Annotated in this window: 11 protein-coding genes; 3 read left to right on the top strand and 8 right to left on the bottom strand. The window is 65.0% G+C overall.

All coding sequences use genetic code 11. From position 1 onward, the window contains the following. Window position 1: 1 nt before the first annotated feature. Window positions 2-1,576, bottom strand: a complete 1,575-nt coding sequence (locus BJN45_RS08520; RefSeq protein WP_076093978.1) for a peptide chain release factor 3 — start codon at window positions 1,574-1,576, stop codon at window positions 2-4. A 220-nt stretch (window positions 1,577-1,796) separates the two neighbouring features. On the opposite strand from BJN45_RS08520, the gene BJN45_RS08525 reads away from it, so the two are divergent. Together BJN45_RS08525 and BJN45_RS08530 are read left to right on the top strand one after the other, a co-directional pair. Beyond that, the gene (locus tag BJN45_RS08525; RefSeq protein ID WP_170873053.1) at window positions 1,797-4,037 is read left to right on the top strand and encodes a hybrid sensor histidine kinase/response regulator; all 2,241 of its coding nucleotides are present in this window, start codon (window positions 1,797-1,799) and stop codon (window positions 4,035-4,037) included. A gap of 75 nt (window positions 4,038-4,112) precedes the next feature. Then, window positions 4,113-6,062 (top strand): response regulator, encoded by a 1,950-nt coding sequence (locus BJN45_RS08530; protein ID WP_076093983.1) that lies wholly within the window; start codon window positions 4,113-4,115, stop codon window positions 6,060-6,062. On the opposite strand, the gene BJN45_RS08535 is transcribed toward BJN45_RS08530, so the two are convergent. The 7 genes from BJN45_RS08535 to BJN45_RS08565 form a co-directional block, all read right to left on the bottom strand. Continuing rightward, window positions 6,053-6,517, bottom strand: a complete 465-nt coding sequence (locus tag BJN45_RS08535; RefSeq protein WP_076093985.1) for a DUF411 domain-containing protein — start codon at window positions 6,515-6,517, stop codon at window positions 6,053-6,055. The two genes, BJN45_RS08530 and BJN45_RS08535, sit on opposite strands and share 10 nt — an antisense overlap. Window positions 6,518-6,527: 10 nt before the next feature. Beyond that, entirely contained in the window at window positions 6,528-6,899 is a 372-nt protein-coding gene (locus BJN45_RS18010) for a hypothetical protein (protein WP_076093987.1), read from the bottom strand. Window positions 6,900-6,922: 23 nt separating this feature from the next. Then, window positions 6,923-10,027, bottom strand: a complete 3,105-nt coding sequence (locus BJN45_RS08545) for an efflux RND transporter permease subunit (RefSeq protein ID WP_076093989.1) — start codon at window positions 10,025-10,027, stop codon at window positions 6,923-6,925. A gap of 13 nt (window positions 10,028-10,040) precedes the next feature. Then, window positions 10,041-11,150, bottom strand: coding sequence for an efflux RND transporter periplasmic adaptor subunit (locus BJN45_RS08550; protein ID WP_076093991.1), 1,110 nt, complete (start codon window positions 11,148-11,150; stop codon window positions 10,041-10,043). Beyond that, window positions 11,147-11,653, bottom strand: a complete 507-nt coding sequence (locus tag BJN45_RS08555; RefSeq protein ID WP_139326323.1) for a hypothetical protein — start codon at window positions 11,651-11,653, stop codon at window positions 11,147-11,149. The genes BJN45_RS08550 and BJN45_RS08555 overlap by 4 nt, the downstream gene beginning before the upstream one ends. 5 nt (window positions 11,654-11,658) lie before the next feature. After that, on the bottom strand, window positions 11,659-12,882 hold the full coding sequence (locus BJN45_RS08560) for a TolC family protein (RefSeq protein WP_076093995.1): 1,224 nt from the start codon (window positions 12,880-12,882) through the stop codon (window positions 11,659-11,661). 95 nt (window positions 12,883-12,977) lie between these two features. Beyond that, window positions 12,978-13,358 (bottom strand): hypothetical protein, encoded by a 381-nt coding sequence (locus BJN45_RS08565; RefSeq protein WP_139326324.1) that lies wholly within the window; start codon window positions 13,356-13,358, stop codon window positions 12,978-12,980. 135 nt (window positions 13,359-13,493) lie between these two features. On the opposite strand from BJN45_RS08565, the gene BJN45_RS08570 reads away from it, so the two are divergent. Beyond that, window positions 13,494-16,478 (top strand): bifunctional diguanylate cyclase/phosphodiesterase, encoded by a 2,985-nt coding sequence (locus BJN45_RS08570; RefSeq protein ID WP_076093999.1) that lies wholly within the window; start codon window positions 13,494-13,496, stop codon window positions 16,476-16,478. The last annotated feature ends 24 nt before the right edge of the window (window positions 16,479-16,502 follow it).

Here is a 16,502-nt window from a genome sequence, read left to right on the forward strand (position 1 = left end):
GTCAGATCACCTCGCGCGCTTCGAGGAAGCGCAGGTTGGGATATTTCTCCTTGACCATGTTCAGGTAGACATTGTTCGGTGCCAGGTAGACCGGGTCGTCGGCCCCGTCGAGGGCGACGTTGGCGCTGTAGCGTTCGGACAATTGCTTGAGCTCGCCGGCGTCGCCGTGGATCCAGCGCGCCGTCGAACAGTTGTAGCTTTCGAAGATGACCTGGACGCCATATTCGTTTTCCAGGCGGCTGGCGACAACGTCGAACTGCAGCGTGCCGACGGCACCAAGGATCAGGTCGGTGCCCGACAACGGGCGGAAAAGCTGCGTCGCCCCTTCTTCAGCAAGTTGTTGAAGACCTTTCTGCAATTGCTTGATCTTCAAAGGGTTTGCAATTCGCGCCAGACGGAAATGTTCGGGCGCGAAGGACGGGATACCGGTAAAGCGCAGGTCCTCGCCCTCGGTGAAGGTTTCGCCGAGACGGATCGAGCCGTGGTTGGGAATACCGATGATGTCGCCTGGCCAGGCTTCGTCAGTGGTCGAGCGATCGCGCGCCATGAAAGTGATGGCGTTGTTGATCGACAGCGTCTTGCCGGTAGCGACCTGCTTGACCTTCATGCCCCGGTCGAAGCGGCCGGAACAGACGCGCAGGAAGGCGATCCGGTCACGGTGCTTGGGGTCCATGTTGGCCTGGATCTTGAACACGAAGCCGGAGAATTTGCCTTCGCCTGGCGCTACCTGGCGGCTGACCGCCGGCCGGGCAATCGGCGGCGGCGACAGGTCGACGACCGCGTCGAGCAGACTTTGCACGCCGAAGTTGTTGACCGCAGAACCGAAGAACACCGGCGATTGCTTGCCAGCCAGATAAGCTTCGGCGTCAAAGGCATGCGACGCACCGCGGACCAGTTCGATATCCATGCGCAATTCGTCAGCCTGGGTGCCGATCAGTTCATCAAGGCGCGGATTATCGAGGCCCTGGATGATCTCGGCCGTGCCCTTCTCGGCCTGCGGATCGAAGAAGGCGATGGCGTCGTCGTAGAGGTGATAGACGCCGCGGAAACGCTTGCCCATGCCGATCGGCCAGGTCATCGGCGCGCACTGGATGCCGAGCACCGACTCGATTTCGTCGAGCAGGTCGATCGGCTCCTTGCCTTCGCGGTCGAGCTTGTTGATGAAGGTCAGGATCGGTGTGTCGCGCATGCGGCAGACGTTCAGCAACTTGATCGTCTGCGCTTCGACGCCGTTGACCGAGTCGATGACCATGGTCGCCGAGTCGACGGCCGTCAGCGTGCGGTAGGTATCTTCCGAGAAGTCCTCGTGGCCCGGCGTGTCGAGCAGGTTGATCATGCACTCGCGGTACGGAAACTGCATCACCGACGAGGTCACCGAGATGCCGCGCTGCTTTTCCAGCTCCATCCAATCCGAGGTCGCGTGGCGCGAAGCCTTGCGCGCGCGGACTTCGCCGGCGACCTGGATGGCGCCGCCGAACCACAGCAGTTTTTCGGTCAGCGTCGTTTTACCGGCGTCGGGGTGGGAAATGATCGCAAAAGTGCGACGGCGGGAAATTTCTTGGTCGAGCTGGCTCACGGGATTCCGGTAATTGCTAAAAGCTTGCAATTATAACCGCCACCGGCGCACACGACCGGCGCAAGGAAGGTGCCGAAATAACCCCTACCGAGACTATTACTAAAGTAATATCCGAATTAAAGACGACTCATGCCCGACAGCGACATCCTGCGAACTTCCGCACACCGCCCCGGCAATGACGCCAGTCAAATCAAACGATTATGAACCATCAGGAGCCTGGGTGAAGAAATTGATGCAGATGCTGGCGCTGCTGGCGGCCCTGATGCCGACCGCACAGGCGCAGGCGCCGGCACAAACGCCCGATTTCGGCGAGATATTCAGCCAGCACGGCAGCGTCATGCTGCTGATCGAACCGGCTTCCGGCCGGATCGTCGATGCCAATCCGGCAGCCGGCCGCTTCTACGGCTACCCGGCGGAAACCCTGCGCACGATGACGATCCAGGAGATCAACACGTTCACGCCGGAACAGGTCGCAGCCGAACGCCAACTGGCTGAATCGGAAGGCCGCAACTATTTCATTTTCCGTCACCGGCTGGCCGACAACAGCGTCCGCACCGTCGAGGTCCATTCACGTCCGTTCAATTTCGGTGACCAGCGCCTGCTGTTTTCCGTCATCACCGACATCACCCCGGGACGTAACGCTGCCCAGGACCTCTGGCATTACCAGCAACGTCTGGAAGAAATGGTCGACCTGCAGACCGCCCATATTCAACACCGCAGCCGCCTGATCATCGCCGTGCTGGCCGGGGCCTTCGTCATTGTCTCGCTGATTGCCCTGGCGCTGCTGCTGGATGTACGCCAGCGCCGCCGCATCGAGCGCGAGCATCTGGCAGACCGCCAGCGCCTGGCGAATATTCTCTGGGGCACCGATGTCGGCACCTGGGAATGGAACGTGCAGACCGGCGAGGCTCGTTTCAATGAGCGCTGGGCCGGCATCATCGGGTATACGCTGGCCGAGTTGTCCCCGGTCAGCATCGAAACCTGGCAGCAATACGCCCACCCCGACGATATCGAACGTTCGGACATGGCCCTTGAGCGCCATTTCAGTGGCGAATGCGATTCCTACGAATGCGAAGCCCGGATGCGCCACAAGAACGGCGAGTGGATCTGGATCCTCGATCGCGGCAAGGTGGTCGAACGCAGCACCGACGGCAAACCCTTGTGGATGGCCGGCACGCACATCGAAATCACCGCACGCAAGCGGGCCGAACTGGCGCTGGCCGAGCACAGCGAACATCTGGAAAAGCTCGTCGCCGAACGCACGGCCGCGCTGTCGGAGGCCAAGGACAATGCCGAAGGCGCCAGCCGGGCAAAAAGCACCTTCCTTGCCAACATGAGCCATGAACTGCGCACCCCGATGAATGCCATCATGGGCATGACCGGGCTGGCCCTGCGCCAGTCGAAGGAACCGGTGCTGCGCGACCAGTTGCAGAAGATCGAACAAGCGTCCCGGCACCTGCTGGCGGTGATCAACGACATCCTCGACATCTCGAAGATCGAGGCGGAAAAACTGACGCTCGAGCAGACCGATTTCCGGCTGGGCGAAATCCTCGAAAACCTCAACAGCATGCTCGGCCAGCGCGCCGCCGAAAAAGGCCTGCAGTTGCGCATCGATGCCCAGCCGGGACTACCCGCCATGACGCTGCGCGGTGATCCGCTGCGCCTCGGCCAGGTGCTGCTCAATCTGACCACCAATGCAATCAAGTTCACCAGCACCGGCAGCGTTTCGCTGCGCGCCAGGCAACTGGCGGCGGATGATGCCTCGGTCGAACTGCACTTCGAGATCGAGGACACCGGCATCGGCATTTCCCGGGAAGACCAGCAGCGCCTGTTCTGCGCCTTCGAACAGGCCGACAACTCGATGAGTCGCAAGTACGGCGGCACCGGTCTCGGACTGGCGATCAGCAAGCATCTGGTCGAACTGATGGGCGGCGAAATCGGCATCCGCAGCGAACCCGGTATCGGCACCACCTTCTGGTTCACCCTCAGGCTGGACAAGTCCGCCGCCCGGCTGCCCCGCTCCGCCAGCATCACCCCCGGCGCCGCGGCCGAATTGCTGAAAAGCCGTTTCGCCGGCACCCGCATCCTGCTCGCCGAAGACGAGCCGATCACCCAGGAAGTCTCGCGCGGCCTGCTCGAGGATGTCGGACTGCAGGTTGACCTCGCCGAAGACGGCGAAGAAGCCGTTGCTCTGGCCGGCGCGACCGCCTACACGCTGATCCTGATGGACATGCAGATGCCGAAGATGAACGGCATCGAAGCCACCCTCGCCATCCGTGCGCTACCCGGCCATGGCCGCACGCCGATCCTGGCGATGACCGCCAACGCTTTCGAGGAAGATCGTCAGCGTTGCCTAGCAGCCGGCATGAACGAACATGTCAGCAAGCCGGTCGACCCGGATATGTTGTTCGAAACCCTGCTCAAATGGCTGACGGTTGCCCGCGCCGGCAAGTCGGGCTGAAACGATGGCAATGTGTGCTGGACCACATAAGCGATGCCAGCAAAGATGTAAGATGAAAACGAAGGAGACAGGCCAATGTCTGATTCCGCAATTCAAACCTGCTGCATCCGCTTTCGCGCCGGCAATGCCCCGGTCATGCTGGCCGTCTCTGGCAGCGAAGCGCTGCTGGGTTACCCGTCGCTGCCAGGCCAGGACTTCCTTGGGCTGATCCACCCCGACGACGCCGATGTCGCCCACCGCCTGTTTGCTGTCGGCACGCAACTGCCCTCCATCTGCAACATTCGCCTGCGTCATGCCGATGGCCGTATCCGTTGCTGTCGTGGCGAATGCGTGGCGGTCGATGCGACAGATCCCGCCATCCGGGAAATCCGCCTGCAGGATGCCCGGGCCCTGGCCGTGACGATCGATATCGGGCAGATGATGGTGAATTTCCGCGCGATGATGGAAAACACCGACGATTTCATCTATTTCAAGGACCGCAACCACGTTTTCACCGGCGCCAGCCAGACGCTGGCAAACATCACCATCCACGGCAGGCCATGGACCGACCTGCTCGGCCTGACCGATTACGATGCCTTTCCCGAACATTACGCGGACATCTACTACCAGCTGGAGAAAAGGGTTTTCGCTGGCGAGGCGGTCGCCCGCGACATCCAGGAATTCCAGCATGATGATGGCCGGATCGGCTGGGTCGATAACCGGAAATACCCGATCCATGATGCCGCCGGAGAAATCATCGGCCTGTTCGGCGTAGCCCGCGATGTCTCCGAAAAGGTTGAAGCCGAGCGTGCCCTGCTCAACCATTCGCGGGAGCTGGAAACACAGGTCGCCCAGCGCACGACCGAACTGACACTGGCCAAGGAAGCCGCGGAAAGCGCCAGCATTGCCAAGACAGCCTTCCTGGCAAACATGTCGCACGAAATCCGGACGCCACTCAATGCCATCACCGGTTTTGCCCACCTGCTTCGCCAGAGCGGCCTGAATCCGGGCCAGATGGAGCGGTTGGGCAAACTGGAAACGGCCAGCCAGCATCTGCTCGAAATCATCAACGCCGTTCTCGACCTGTCGAAAATCGAAGCCGGCCGCTTCGATCTGGAGCGTATCCCGTTGCAGGTCGAAAGCCTGCTCGGCAACGTCGTCTCACTGCTGCATGATCGAGCCCGGGCCAAAGGTCTGGTTTTACGTTGCGATATCCAGCCGATCTGCCGGCATCTGCTGGGCGACCCGACCCGCCTGCAACAGTGCCTGCTCAACTACGCCGGCAACGCACTCAAATTCACCGAGCAGGGAACCATTACCTTGCGTGTTCGCCAGTTGATGGAAAACGAGACCAGTGCACTGCTGCACTTTGAAGTCGAGGATACCGGCATCGGTATCGGCCACGAAGCACTGTCCCGGTTGTTCAACGCCTTCGAGCAGGCCGACAATTCGATGACCCGGCGCTTCGGCGGTACCGGTCTGGGACTGGCCATCACCCTTCGTCTCGCCCGACTGATGGGCGGTGACGCCGGTGTCGACAGCACCCCCGACGCCGGCAGCAGGTTCTGGTTCACCGCCCGCCTTGACAAGGGCGCCGGCGGACTCAGCGGCAAGGCGACACCAGCCAGCGGAATCGTCGAGGAAAATCTGAGAAGCCGCCATGCCGGCAGTCGCATCCTGCTGGCCGAGGACGATCCGATCAACCAGGAAATCGCACTGGCGATGCTCGAGGATGTCGGCCTGCAAGCCGACGTTGCCAGCGACGGGGAAATCGCCGTCGCACTCGCTGGCGAACACCCCTACCGGCTGATCCTGATGGACATGCAGATGCCGCGAATGGACGGGCTCGAAGCCAGCCGGTACATCCGCAGCCTGCCCGGTCATGACCATACGCCAATCCTGGCGATGACCGCCAATGCCTTCAGCGAAGATCGTCAGCGCTGCAAGACGGCCGGCATGGACGACTTCATTGCCAAGCCGTGCACGCCGGAAAACCTGTTCGCCGTCCTGCTCAAATGGCTGGACGCCCGACCGGCTCAGCGATAGGAAGCAAAAACCGCGGCCTTGCCGTCACCTTGCACCAGCAGTACATCGTAAGGATCGCGCCGGCCGCCGTAGGCCGGCCCGTCCATGCCCGGCGAACCGACCGGCATGCCGGGCACGGCGAGGCCGATGGCCTTCGGCTTCCCGGCCAGCAGGCGACGGATGTCGGCGGCCGGAACGTGGCCTTCGAGCAGGTAGCCACCAACCTTCGCGGTATGGCACGAAGCGTAGCGCTCAGGCATGCCCAGCTGGCGGCGGGCGCCGTCAAGGTCGCCGACTTCGTGGGCGCGGACCGCGAAGCCCTGGCTTTCGAGATGGGCAATCCAGTCCTTGCAGCAGCCGCAATACGGACTCTTCCAGACCTCGACCAGGACCTTGGCTGGCGCTGCCAAAGCCAGCCCGGGCAGGCCGAGCGCTAGCGAAGCCAGCAGCAGCCGGCGGCGTTCGATATTGGCCATGATCGTCTCCTTACTTGACGACGGCGCGCGCCGTCATCGGCTTCTGGCCCGGCCAGACGACGTTGAGCAACAGCTTGTCACCGGCGGCGAGCGTGCCCTGCCCTTGCAGCAGGTCGTTGCCGGCCGGCTTCAGTTCGATCTCGCGTTTGGCAGCGCCGGATAGCACCGTCAGCTTGCCGCTGGCGCCGGCAGTGGCGACCGGCGCGCCGTGATTGCTGACATGAACAGTCAGCGCGCCATCCTTGCCGACGATCTCGAACTGGGCGTGGCCGGCCTCGGCGACGATGCCGCCGTGCATCGCCTTGCCGTGTTGTTCATGGGCGATGGCCGATGTTGCGGTCAACAGGGCGGAAAGGCAAAAAATGGATAACAGTTTGTTCATGGTTTTCTCCTTGCGATTGATGGTCAGAGGGCTTCGTTGAAATTCTCGCGCTGCAGGCGTTCCGCGGCCTTGCGACCGAACAGCCAGAACAGCGCGGGGGTGATGAAGGTGTCGAGCAGCGTGGCGCCGATCAGGCCGGAAAAGATCACCACGGCGACCGGATGCAGGATCTCGGTACCCGGCTGTTCGGCCTCGAAGAGCAGCGGCGCCAGCGCGAAGGCGGCAACCAGCGCGGTCATCAGCACCGGCGTCAGGCGTTCGAGCGAACCGCGGACGATCATCGCGGTGTCGAACTTTTCGCCCTCGAAACGCATCAGGTTCAGCCAGTGGCTGACCTTGAGGATGCCGTTGCGGGTGGAGATGCCGGCCAGCGTGATGAAGCCGATCAGCGCCGCGATCGACAGCGGCTGCCCGGATAGCCACAGGCCGAAGACGGCGCCGACCAGCGCCAGCGGTACGTTGGCCATGATCAGCGCAGCGAGCAGCGCCGAACGGTAGCGGCCGTAAAGGACCATGAAGATCAGGATCGCCGAGCCGACGGCGAGCACCGCGATCAGCCGTGCTGCCTCCTCCTGCGCCTGGAACTGGCCGCCGAGGGTGATGAAGTAGCCTTCCGGCAGCGGCTGTTCGGCGATCGCCACGCGGATGTCGGCGACGACATCGGACAACGCCCGCCCCTGCGCGTTGAGCGAGATGACGATGCGCCGCCGGCCGTCGTCGCGGATCACCTGGTTCGGTCCGTCGCCATCCTCGATACGGGCCAGCTGGGCGAGCGGCACCGGTCCGGCCGGCGTCTCGATCAGCAGCCCGCGCAGGCCGTCGATGCCGCGCGCGCTTTCCGGCAGGCGAACGAGCAGGTCGAAACGGCGGTTGCCGTCGACGATCTGGGTGACCTTCTCGCCATCGACCAGCATCTGCAGGTTGCGCAGCAGCTCACCGGACGACAGCCCGTAGCGCGCCGCCGCGTCGAAATCGACATGGACCTTGATCTGCGGCGCCAGCACCTGTTTCTCGATTTCCAGATCGGCGACGCCGACAATTCCCTGCAAGCGTTGCTGTAACAACGCGGCCTGGGCCCGCAAGGTGTCCAGGTCGTCGCCGAAGACCTTGATCGCCACCTGGGCGCGCACGCCCGACAGCATGTGGTCGATCCGGTGCGAAATCGGCTGGCCGAGGTTGAGGCTGCCCGGCAGGTCCTTCAGGCGCTGGCGGATGTCGGCGTGCAGTTCATCCTTGCTGCGCCCGCCCGGCTTCAGCCGCAGTTCGAGTTCGGAGACATGGACGCCCTCGGCGTGCTCGTCGAGCTCGGCGCGACCGGAACGGCGGCCAATGTGCTCGACCTCGGGCACCGGCAGCAGCAGGCGTTCGGCCTGGCTGGCGATGCGCACCGATTCGGCCAGCGTGACGCCAGGGTTGAGGCGCAGCATCACCGTCATCGAACCTTCGTTGAACGGCGGCAGGAAGGTGGTCGGGAAGAACGGCACGGCGGCAGCGGCCAGCGCGACCGCCGCGACGGCCAGCGCCACCGGCCGGCGCGGCGTCCGCAACACCGCTTCCAGCGCCCGCCGATAATGCCGCTTCAGCCATTCGACCAGCACCGTATCACCGTGCCGCCCGGCTGCCAGCTTCGGCAGCAGGTACCACGACAGCACCGGCGTCACCGTCACCGACACCAGCAAGGACGCCAGGATGGAGACGATGTAGGCGATCCCGAGCGGCACGAACAGCCGCCCCTCGATGCCCGGCAGCGCGAACAGCGGGACGAAGACCAGGGCGATGATCAGCGTCGCGTAGACGATCGCCGAGCGCACTTCCAGCGAGGCGGCGACGACCAGTTCGGTGAGCTGGTACGGCTCGCCGCGCGCCGCAGCGTTGCGCAGCCGGCGCAGGATGTTCTCGACGTCGACGACGGCGTCGTCGACCAGTTCGCCGATGGCGATGGCCAAGCCGCCCAGCGTCATCGTGTTGATCGACAGGCCGAGCCACTTGAAGACCAGCACGGCGATCAGGATCGACAGCGGGATCGCCGTCAGCGAGATCAGCATCGTGCGCAGGTTGCCGAGGAAGAAGAACAGCACCGCGGCGACCAGACAGGCGGCAAGCAGCAGCTTGGCCTGCAGGTTGTCGATCGACGACTCGATGAAGTCGCTCTGGCGGAAGACGACTTCCGGCGCCAGCACGCCGGCCGGCAAGCTTTTCCGCATCTCGGCGAGTGCGCTTTCCAGCCGGCGGGTCAGGTCGACGGTGTCGGCGGTCGGCTGTTTCTGGATGCTCAGGATCACCGCCGGCGCGCCGTTGAAGCCGGCATCGCCGCGCTTGGTGGCAGCGGCGAAGGTCACCGTGGCGACCTGGCGGAGCAGCACGGCCTGGCCGTTTCTTGCGGTCAACGCGAGATTTTGCAGGTTTTCCAGGCTGGCGCTGCGGCCGATGTGACGGATCAGGTATTCGCGCCCGTTCACTTCCAGGAAACCGCCCGAAGTGTTCGCCGAATAGCCACTCAGCGCACCTTCGAGCATCGCCAGCGTGATCCCGAGTTCGGCCATCCGGCGGGTATCCGGCTGCACCTGGAACTGGCGCACCTCGCCGCCGATCGGGATCACCTGGGCAACGCCGGCGACCGCCATCAGCCGCGGCCGCAGCACCCAGTCGGCGTACTCGCGCGCCGCCATGGCGTCGCCGCCCTCGGCAGCCAGGGGGATCGCCAGCATCATCACCTCGCCCATGATCGACGACACCGGCCCCATGTGCGGCACGACGCCGGGCGGCAAGGTGCCCTGCAGCGCGGTCAGGCGCTCGGCGACCATCTGCCGGGCGCGGTAGAGATCAACGCCCCAGTCGAAGGAGACATAGACGAAGGACAGACCCGGGCTCGATACCGAGCGCACGCCGGCGACACCGGGCAGCCCGTTGAGCGCCGTCTCGAGCGGGAAACTGACCAGTTGTTCGACTTCCTCGGCGGCCATGCCGCCGGATTCGGTCATCAGCGTCACGGTCGGCTTGTTGAGGTCGGGAAAGACGTCGACCGGCAGCCGCTGCGCCTCGAAGGCGCCGTAGGCCATCAGCAGCACGGCGCCGACCAGTACCGGCAGGCGGCTGGCCAGGCTGTTGTTCAATAACCACTGGAACATGATGCGGCCTCGCTCAGCGGATCTGGTTGATCAGCGTCGCGCCGTCGACGACGACACGATCACCATCGGCCAGGCCGTCGGTGACGAGCACGTGGCCGCCGTCGAGCGGCTGGCTGCGCACCGTTTTCGGCGTGAACCGCTCGGGCGAGGTCTTGACCCAGACCATGGCGACGTTGGCGGCGCTGCGCACCAGCGCGCGCTGCGGCACCGGCCAGCCTTTTGCGGTCGACCGCAGTTTGACCTGAATTTTCACCGGCTGACCGAGCGGCAGCAACAGGCCGAGGCCGTCGCCGCGCTGGCCGAACTGCAGCGGCAGCGCCTGCTCGCGCAGGCGGCGGGCGGCGCCGAGGAAATCGAGCTCGACGCTGCGCTCGCCGACGCCGACCGCAGCTGCCAGCACCTCGCCGGGCGCCAGCGCCTCGTAGGCCAGCGCCTCGATCTGCAGGCCGTCGGGATCGACGATCTCGAACACCACCTCGCGCGCATCGACGACCTGCCCGACCACCGCGTTGGCCGCGGCGACGACGCCGGCAACCGGGGCGACCAGCGCATCGCGGCCGCTGACGCCGTGGCCGAGCGCGGCGACCCGCCCCTTGAGGCTGGCCAGTTCACTCTCGGCGGCCTCGATGTCCTTGCCCGGCACGGTGTCGGCGAGTTCGCGCAGGCGGGCCAGGCGCTTTTCCGCCAGTTGCCACGCTGCCTGCGTTTCGGCCAGCTGCGCGGCGAGGTCGGCGCGCTCGAGCTGGCCGGCGGCGGGCACCACCCAGGCCAGCACCTCGCCCTTGCGCACCCGGCTGCCAACCGCCGGCAAGCCCTTCGGCCCGGCCTCGATGCGCCCGGCGAGCATCGCCTGGACGCGGCCGCCGCGCTGCGGATCCATAACCACCTGGCCGGGCAGTTCGATCGTCCGCGCCACCTCGGCAGCAGCGACCGGCGCGGTCAGCACGCCAAGCTGGCGCTGTGCCGCCTTGGGCAGGAAGACGACGCCGTCAGCCAGGCGCTGCGGCGTGTTGCCGAGATTGGGCAGGGCCGCTTTTTCATCGCCATGGTCATGGCCTTCGTGCGCCGCCAGCGGCAGCGCGAAGGCTGCGGCCAGACAACCGATCAGAAGTTCGCGCTTCATGCCGCACCTCCCCGGCGCGACTGCTGTCGCCGCCAGCCCCAGAAAGCGCCGGCCAGCCCGAGGCCGGCCAGCAAGGCACCACCAAGCAGTGGCGACAGCGTCCAGCCCGCCTCGGTGTCGGCGTGGACCTCTCCTTCGACGATCAGGTCGCCGGCCAGCAGATCGGCTTCGTCGCCAACCATCAAGGTAAACGACAGGCCGTGCTCGCCGGTCGCGCGCAGCGGCTGCAGCCAGGCGACGTCTTCGATCCGGTAATCGCCGCTGGCAGCCTGAAACGGCGCGGCGATTTCCTTGCCGCCGGTTTCCACCGACAAGGTCGCGCCAAGCACCGGCGCGTTGGTCGGTGCGCGGTCGACGTGCAAAACCAGCGAATTTTCATCGAGCCGGCCGACGATCTCGAAGGCCTCGCTCTCGGCAACAACCACCGGCAAAGGGACGGCGGCATGGGCCGGCAGCAGCAATGCTGCGGTCAACCCGGCAAACAGGTATTTCTTCATGGTCATTTCATTCATTCCGGTAGCAGGCCGAGGGCCTGGCGGTAGGCCGACAACGCGGCGGCCTGCTGGATGCGCGCGCGCTGGGCGGCGCGTTCGGCGGCAAAGGCTTCCTGGGCGATGCGCAGGCGCGTCGGAAGGTCGCTCTCGCCGAGGCGGAAGGCCTTGTCGAAAAAGCCCTGGCTCTCGCGCGCCAGCCGGGCGCGCTCGTCGCTTGCCTGACGCCGGCGCTCGGCAGCCTGCCACTGGCTGCGCGCCAGTTGTGCCGTCTGCAGCAGGCGTTCGCGCTCGCGCCCGGCTTCGATTTCAGCTTCGACCCGCCCGGCGCCGGCTTCGGCGATTGCTGCCGCATGACGCGGGCCGGACGACAGCGGGATGCGCAGGCCAAGCGACCAGCTTTGCTCGATCGCTTCGCCAGTAGCCCCGCGTTCGCGCCGGGTGGCCACCAGCAGTTCGGGATTGGTCCGGCTGCGCACACGCGCCAGCCCCTGCGCCTGCCGCGCCTCCTCGGCACGTGCAGTCAGTACGGCCAGGGCCGGGTGTGTTGCCAGCCAGGCTTCATCGGCCGGCTCGGCCGGCACCGCCTCGGCCACAGCCGGCACATCCGCCGCCGGCTGGCCGGTCAGCCATTGCAGCCGTCCGGCTGCCGCCTCACGGCGGGCCTCGGCATCAGCTTGCTCGGCCAGGGCACCGGCCAACGCTCCATCGGCCTGATGCAGGTCGGCACGTGCCAGGTCACCAGCCGCTACCCGGCGCGTCACGTCATCGCGCAAACGGCGGGCAGCAGTCACCTGACCATCGGCCAGCAGGTATTCTTCACGAGCCAGTTGCCAGTCCCACCAGGCTGCGCGCAGTTCGCCGGCCAGCTGCATGCGCAGCCATGCCGTCCGGCCTTCGAGCAGGCCGCTGCCGGCTTCCGCCAGGGCACGGCTGCCGCTGCGTTCGCCGGGCAGCCACAGCGGAATGGCCAGGCCGAGTTCGACTTCTTCGGCACCACGATCGCGATTGAAACGATCGCTGCGCCCGCCGATCTCGACAGCCGCCGGCTCCGGGGTCCAGGAAGCCGCTGCGGCCACACGGGCAGCGGCCGCCGCCCGTTGTTCGGGCAAGGCATGGGTGACAGGCTGCCGCGACCAGGCAGCAGCAAAAGCCTGTTTCAGGTTTTGGGCAGTTTCGGCGCGCACCGGATTGACCAGTGCCAGCGCCAGCAAACAAACGATCCGCATGGGAACGCGCATACAACATCTCCGGCTGAATGGAACACAGCCGGCGACATGACGGGGGTGGCTCGTACGAGCCGGTCTACAGGGGAAAGACGGTCAGTCGCCGGCGCTCAGGCAGAGACTGATCTGGGCGGTCGTTCGAGACCGTCGGGGACGCGCGAGGAAAATTGCCGATCGCCGCGGTCGACCGCAGGATTGCCGGCCGACGGCAGCGGCAACGCCAGGGCACCGGCGACATGTCCCGGCAGATGACCAAGGATGTGGCCCGGGCAGCAGTGATGATGCAGTTCGACACATTCGCCGGCAGCATGATCGCCACAACCGTCGCAAGCTGCATCGGCTGAATGACTGTGATCATCCATGGCGGCAGGTGCGGCAATCGCCTGACCCATCATTCCGCCGGCAGATTCCCAGCCGAAACCGGGCGCAAGCACGGTGATCAGCATGATCAATGCGAGGAGCCGGGAAATGGACGAAAGTCTGGAACGCATGGTCAGCACTATAGATGAAGTTGCCGAAACGGCAAACTGTCCATGCCGTACAGCCCTGCTGCTGCGTAGCTATCTCGTTGATATATCACCTTTGTGCTATTGTTTTCCTACGCATCCGGATGAAGCAAACATGCCATGAATCCGTCCGAAAACACCGCTGTTCCACTGCGCAAAAGCCTGCGCATACGGGTCGGGCTGCTTGTTTCCGGCGCGGTGCTGCTGGTCGCGGCCGGATTCATGCTGCTCGGTATCGGGCCGCTGGCGCAGCGCGTTGCGGCGAGTCATTTCTCCGTCGCGACAACGCATCTGCAGGCCGAACTCGACGCTGCCTTCAAGCCTGCCGCCCAGGTTCTCGAAATGGCGGGCAACTGGCTGGCAACGGCGCCGCCCGACACCGACGATCCCGCAGCCTTCAACCGCCTGTTCACACCGGTGCTCAGTGCGCTGCCGAAAGCGACCTCGGTGGTCGCCGGCGATTCCACCGGCCGGGGCTGGATGCTGATGCAACTGCCGGATGGCGGCTGGCGCAACCGGCTCACCGACCTGCAGCGCTGGGATGACCGGCATCATTTCTTCGAACGCGATGCCATCGGCAACAGCCGGGAATACTGGCAATCCCTCGACTACGACCCGCGCCGCCGCAACTGGTACACCGCAGCTGGCGGTGGCAACGGTGTGCGCTGGACGGCACCCTACACCTTCTTCACCACCGGCGACCCCGGCATCACTGCGGCAATGCGTCTGCAACTGGCGGACGGCCGGGATCTGGTCATCGGTATCGACCTGATGCTGCGCGACCTGTCGCAAACGACGATGACCGCGGACATCGGCGAACGCGGCCTGGCCATGGTGCTGACCGACGACCTGCGCGTCCTCGCCCTGCCCGCCCCGCCGCCTGGAACAAGCAACGACAAATGGCTGGAAAGGACACTGAAACCCTACGGCGAACTCGCCCTCCCGGTGCTCGACAGGATCCTGAGCGACTGGCAGGGGCGCCCGAACCAGCAGGTTTTCCGGATCAGCGCCGACGGCACCGACTGGTTTGCCCGCATCGTCGACTATCCCCTTGGCGAGCAGAAACTGCATCTCGTCACCCTCGCCCCGTGCCGGGATTTCGCTCCGGACTGGCTGCCAGCCAGCGGCATCATCGGCAGCGGCCTGTTGTCGATGCTGCTGCTCGGCGGCTTCTTCTCGCGCCAGCAGGCAAAGCGCATCGCCCGACCGCTGGAAGAGCTTGCCGCTGCCAGCAGCCGCATCGGCCAGCTCGACTTTGCCCCGCTCGAACAGCAACCCAGCAGCATCGCCGAAATCCGCCAGCTGGCGAATGCCCACGAAACGATGCGCATGCTGCTGCAGCACAATCACGAGCAGATCACCGCCCAGGCTGCGGCGTTGCGCCAGCAGATCGAAGCGCTGCACGATGCCGAGGACAAGATTCGCGACAGCGAAGCCTACAACAAGGTGCTGTTCTCCGACTCGTACATTCCGCTGGTCGTTCTCGACCCGGAATCGGCCCGCTTCATCGACTGCAACCAGGCCGCTGCCGATATTTACCGGCTGAACGACGTCGACCGCGTCATCGGCCTGGCACTGACCGATGTCTCCGCCCCTTACCAGAGCGACGGCACCCCGAGCCTGGCTGCCAGCCGGGAAAAGCTGCAGCAGGCGATCGAACGGGGCTCGCTGGTCTTCGAGTGGCGCCACCGCCGGCCCGACGGCGAGCGCTGGGATGCGGAAGTACACCTCATGGCCTTTCGCCATGGCAACCGCCTGCTGCTGCAATTCAGCCTGCAGGACATCACCGACCGCAAACGCGCGGCCCAGGCGCTTGAGCATCTGGCGCTCTACGATACGCTGACTGAACTGCCCAATCGCGCCCTCTTCCTTGACCGCCTGCAACAGGCCATCGGCCAGGCAGGCCGTGACGACGACACAGTAGCCGTGCTGTTCCTCGATCTCGACCGTTTCAAGGAAGTCAACGACACCCAGGGCCATGAAGTCGGTGATGCCGTGTTGCGCGAAGTCGCCCGCCGTTTCCGCGAAGTGCTGCGCCACAACGAATTGCTGGCCCGCCTCGGTGGCGACGAATTCGCCGTGGTCGCCTCGGCCACCGACCACGCCGGTGCAGCCTACATCGCCGAACGCCTGGGCCAGTCGCTGCAGGCGCAGATCGTCACCGGCGGGCACGTGTTTTCGCTCGGCGTCAGCATCGGCATCGCCATTTACCCGAATGACGGCATGACGCCGGACGATCTCCTGCGCAATGCCGACATCGCGATGTATCGCGCCAAGGGCGGCCCCCAGCACTACATGTTCTACAACCGGGAAATGAGCAGCGGCCTCAGTGAGCGTATCGCGCTGGCCCGCGACCTGAAAGCGGCGCTGAACAGCGATGACGATCAGTTGTCGCTGGTCTTCCAGCCGCAATTCGACCTCGCGACCAGCGAACTGGTCGGCGCCGAGGCGCTGTTGCGCTGGCAACATCCGCGCCACGGCGGCATCAGCCCCGGTGTCTTCATCCCGATTGCCGAGGAGCGCGGCATGATGCTGATGATCAGCAACTGGGTATTCGATGCCAGCTGTCGCCAGTTGCTGGCCTGGCAGGCAGCGGGTGTTGCCTTCAGGGGGCGGATCGCGATCAACATTGCCGCCCAGCAGATCGAGGATGCCTCGTTCCCGCAGCATGCCGCCGAGCGGGTACGCAGTTACGGTCTGGACCCAGCATTGTTCGAGCTCGAACTGACCGAGAGCGGCATGATGCGCAACATCGACCTGGCCATCGAACTGGCCGGGCAACTAAGCACCGCCGGTTTCACGCTGGCGATCGACGACTTCGGCACCGGCTACTCGTCGCTCGCCTATCTCAAGCGACTGCCGGCCGACAAGCTGAAAATCGACCAGTCCTTTGTCCGCGACATGATCGACAACAGCAACGACCACGCCATCGTCGCCACCATCATCGGCATGGGGCGAACCCTCGGTCTGCACACCATCGCCGAAGGCATCGAAACAGCGGAACAGGCCAGCGCCTTACTCGAACTCGGCTGCCAGGAAGGACAGGGTTACCTGCTCGGCCGCCCCGAGACTGCCGAAGCCTTCGCCAGACGCTGGCTGGGCTGAAACAACGGGAAAGCGAGCGAAAAA

It is taken from the genome of Azonexus hydrophilus (assembly GCF_001956855.1).
GTDB lineage: Bacteria > Pseudomonadota > Gammaproteobacteria > Burkholderiales > Rhodocyclaceae > Azonexus > Azonexus hydrophilus_A.

Coding starts and splice junctions, on each gene's coding strand:
- BJN45_RS08530 (WP_076093983.1), top strand. CDS start 4,113: ATGTCTGATTCCGCAATTCAAACCTGCTGCATCCGCTTTCGCGCCGGC.
- BJN45_RS08535 (WP_076093985.1), bottom strand. CDS start 6,517: ATGGCCAATATCGAACGCCGCCGGCTGCTGCTGGCTTCGCTAGCGCTC.
- BJN45_RS18010 (WP_076093987.1), bottom strand. CDS start 6,899: ATGAACAAACTGTTATCCATTTTTTGCCTTTCCGCCCTGTTGACCGCA.
- BJN45_RS08545 (WP_076093989.1), bottom strand. CDS start 10,027: ATGTTCCAGTGGTTATTGAACAACAGCCTGGCCAGCCGCCTGCCGGTA.
- BJN45_RS08550 (WP_076093991.1), bottom strand. CDS start 11,150: ATGAAGCGCGAACTTCTGATCGGTTGTCTGGCCGCAGCCTTCGCGCTG.
- BJN45_RS08555 (WP_139326323.1), bottom strand. CDS start 11,653: ATGACCATGAAGAAATACCTGTTTGCCGGGTTGACCGCAGCATTGCTG.
- BJN45_RS08560 (WP_076093995.1), bottom strand. CDS start 12,882: ATGCGCGTTCCCATGCGGATCGTTTGTTTGCTGGCGCTGGCACTGGTC.
- BJN45_RS08565 (WP_139326324.1), bottom strand. CDS start 13,358: ATGCGTTCCAGACTTTCGTCCATTTCCCGGCTCCTCGCATTGATCATG.
- BJN45_RS08570 (WP_076093999.1), top strand. CDS start 13,494: ATGAATCCGTCCGAAAACACCGCTGTTCCACTGCGCAAAAGCCTGCGC.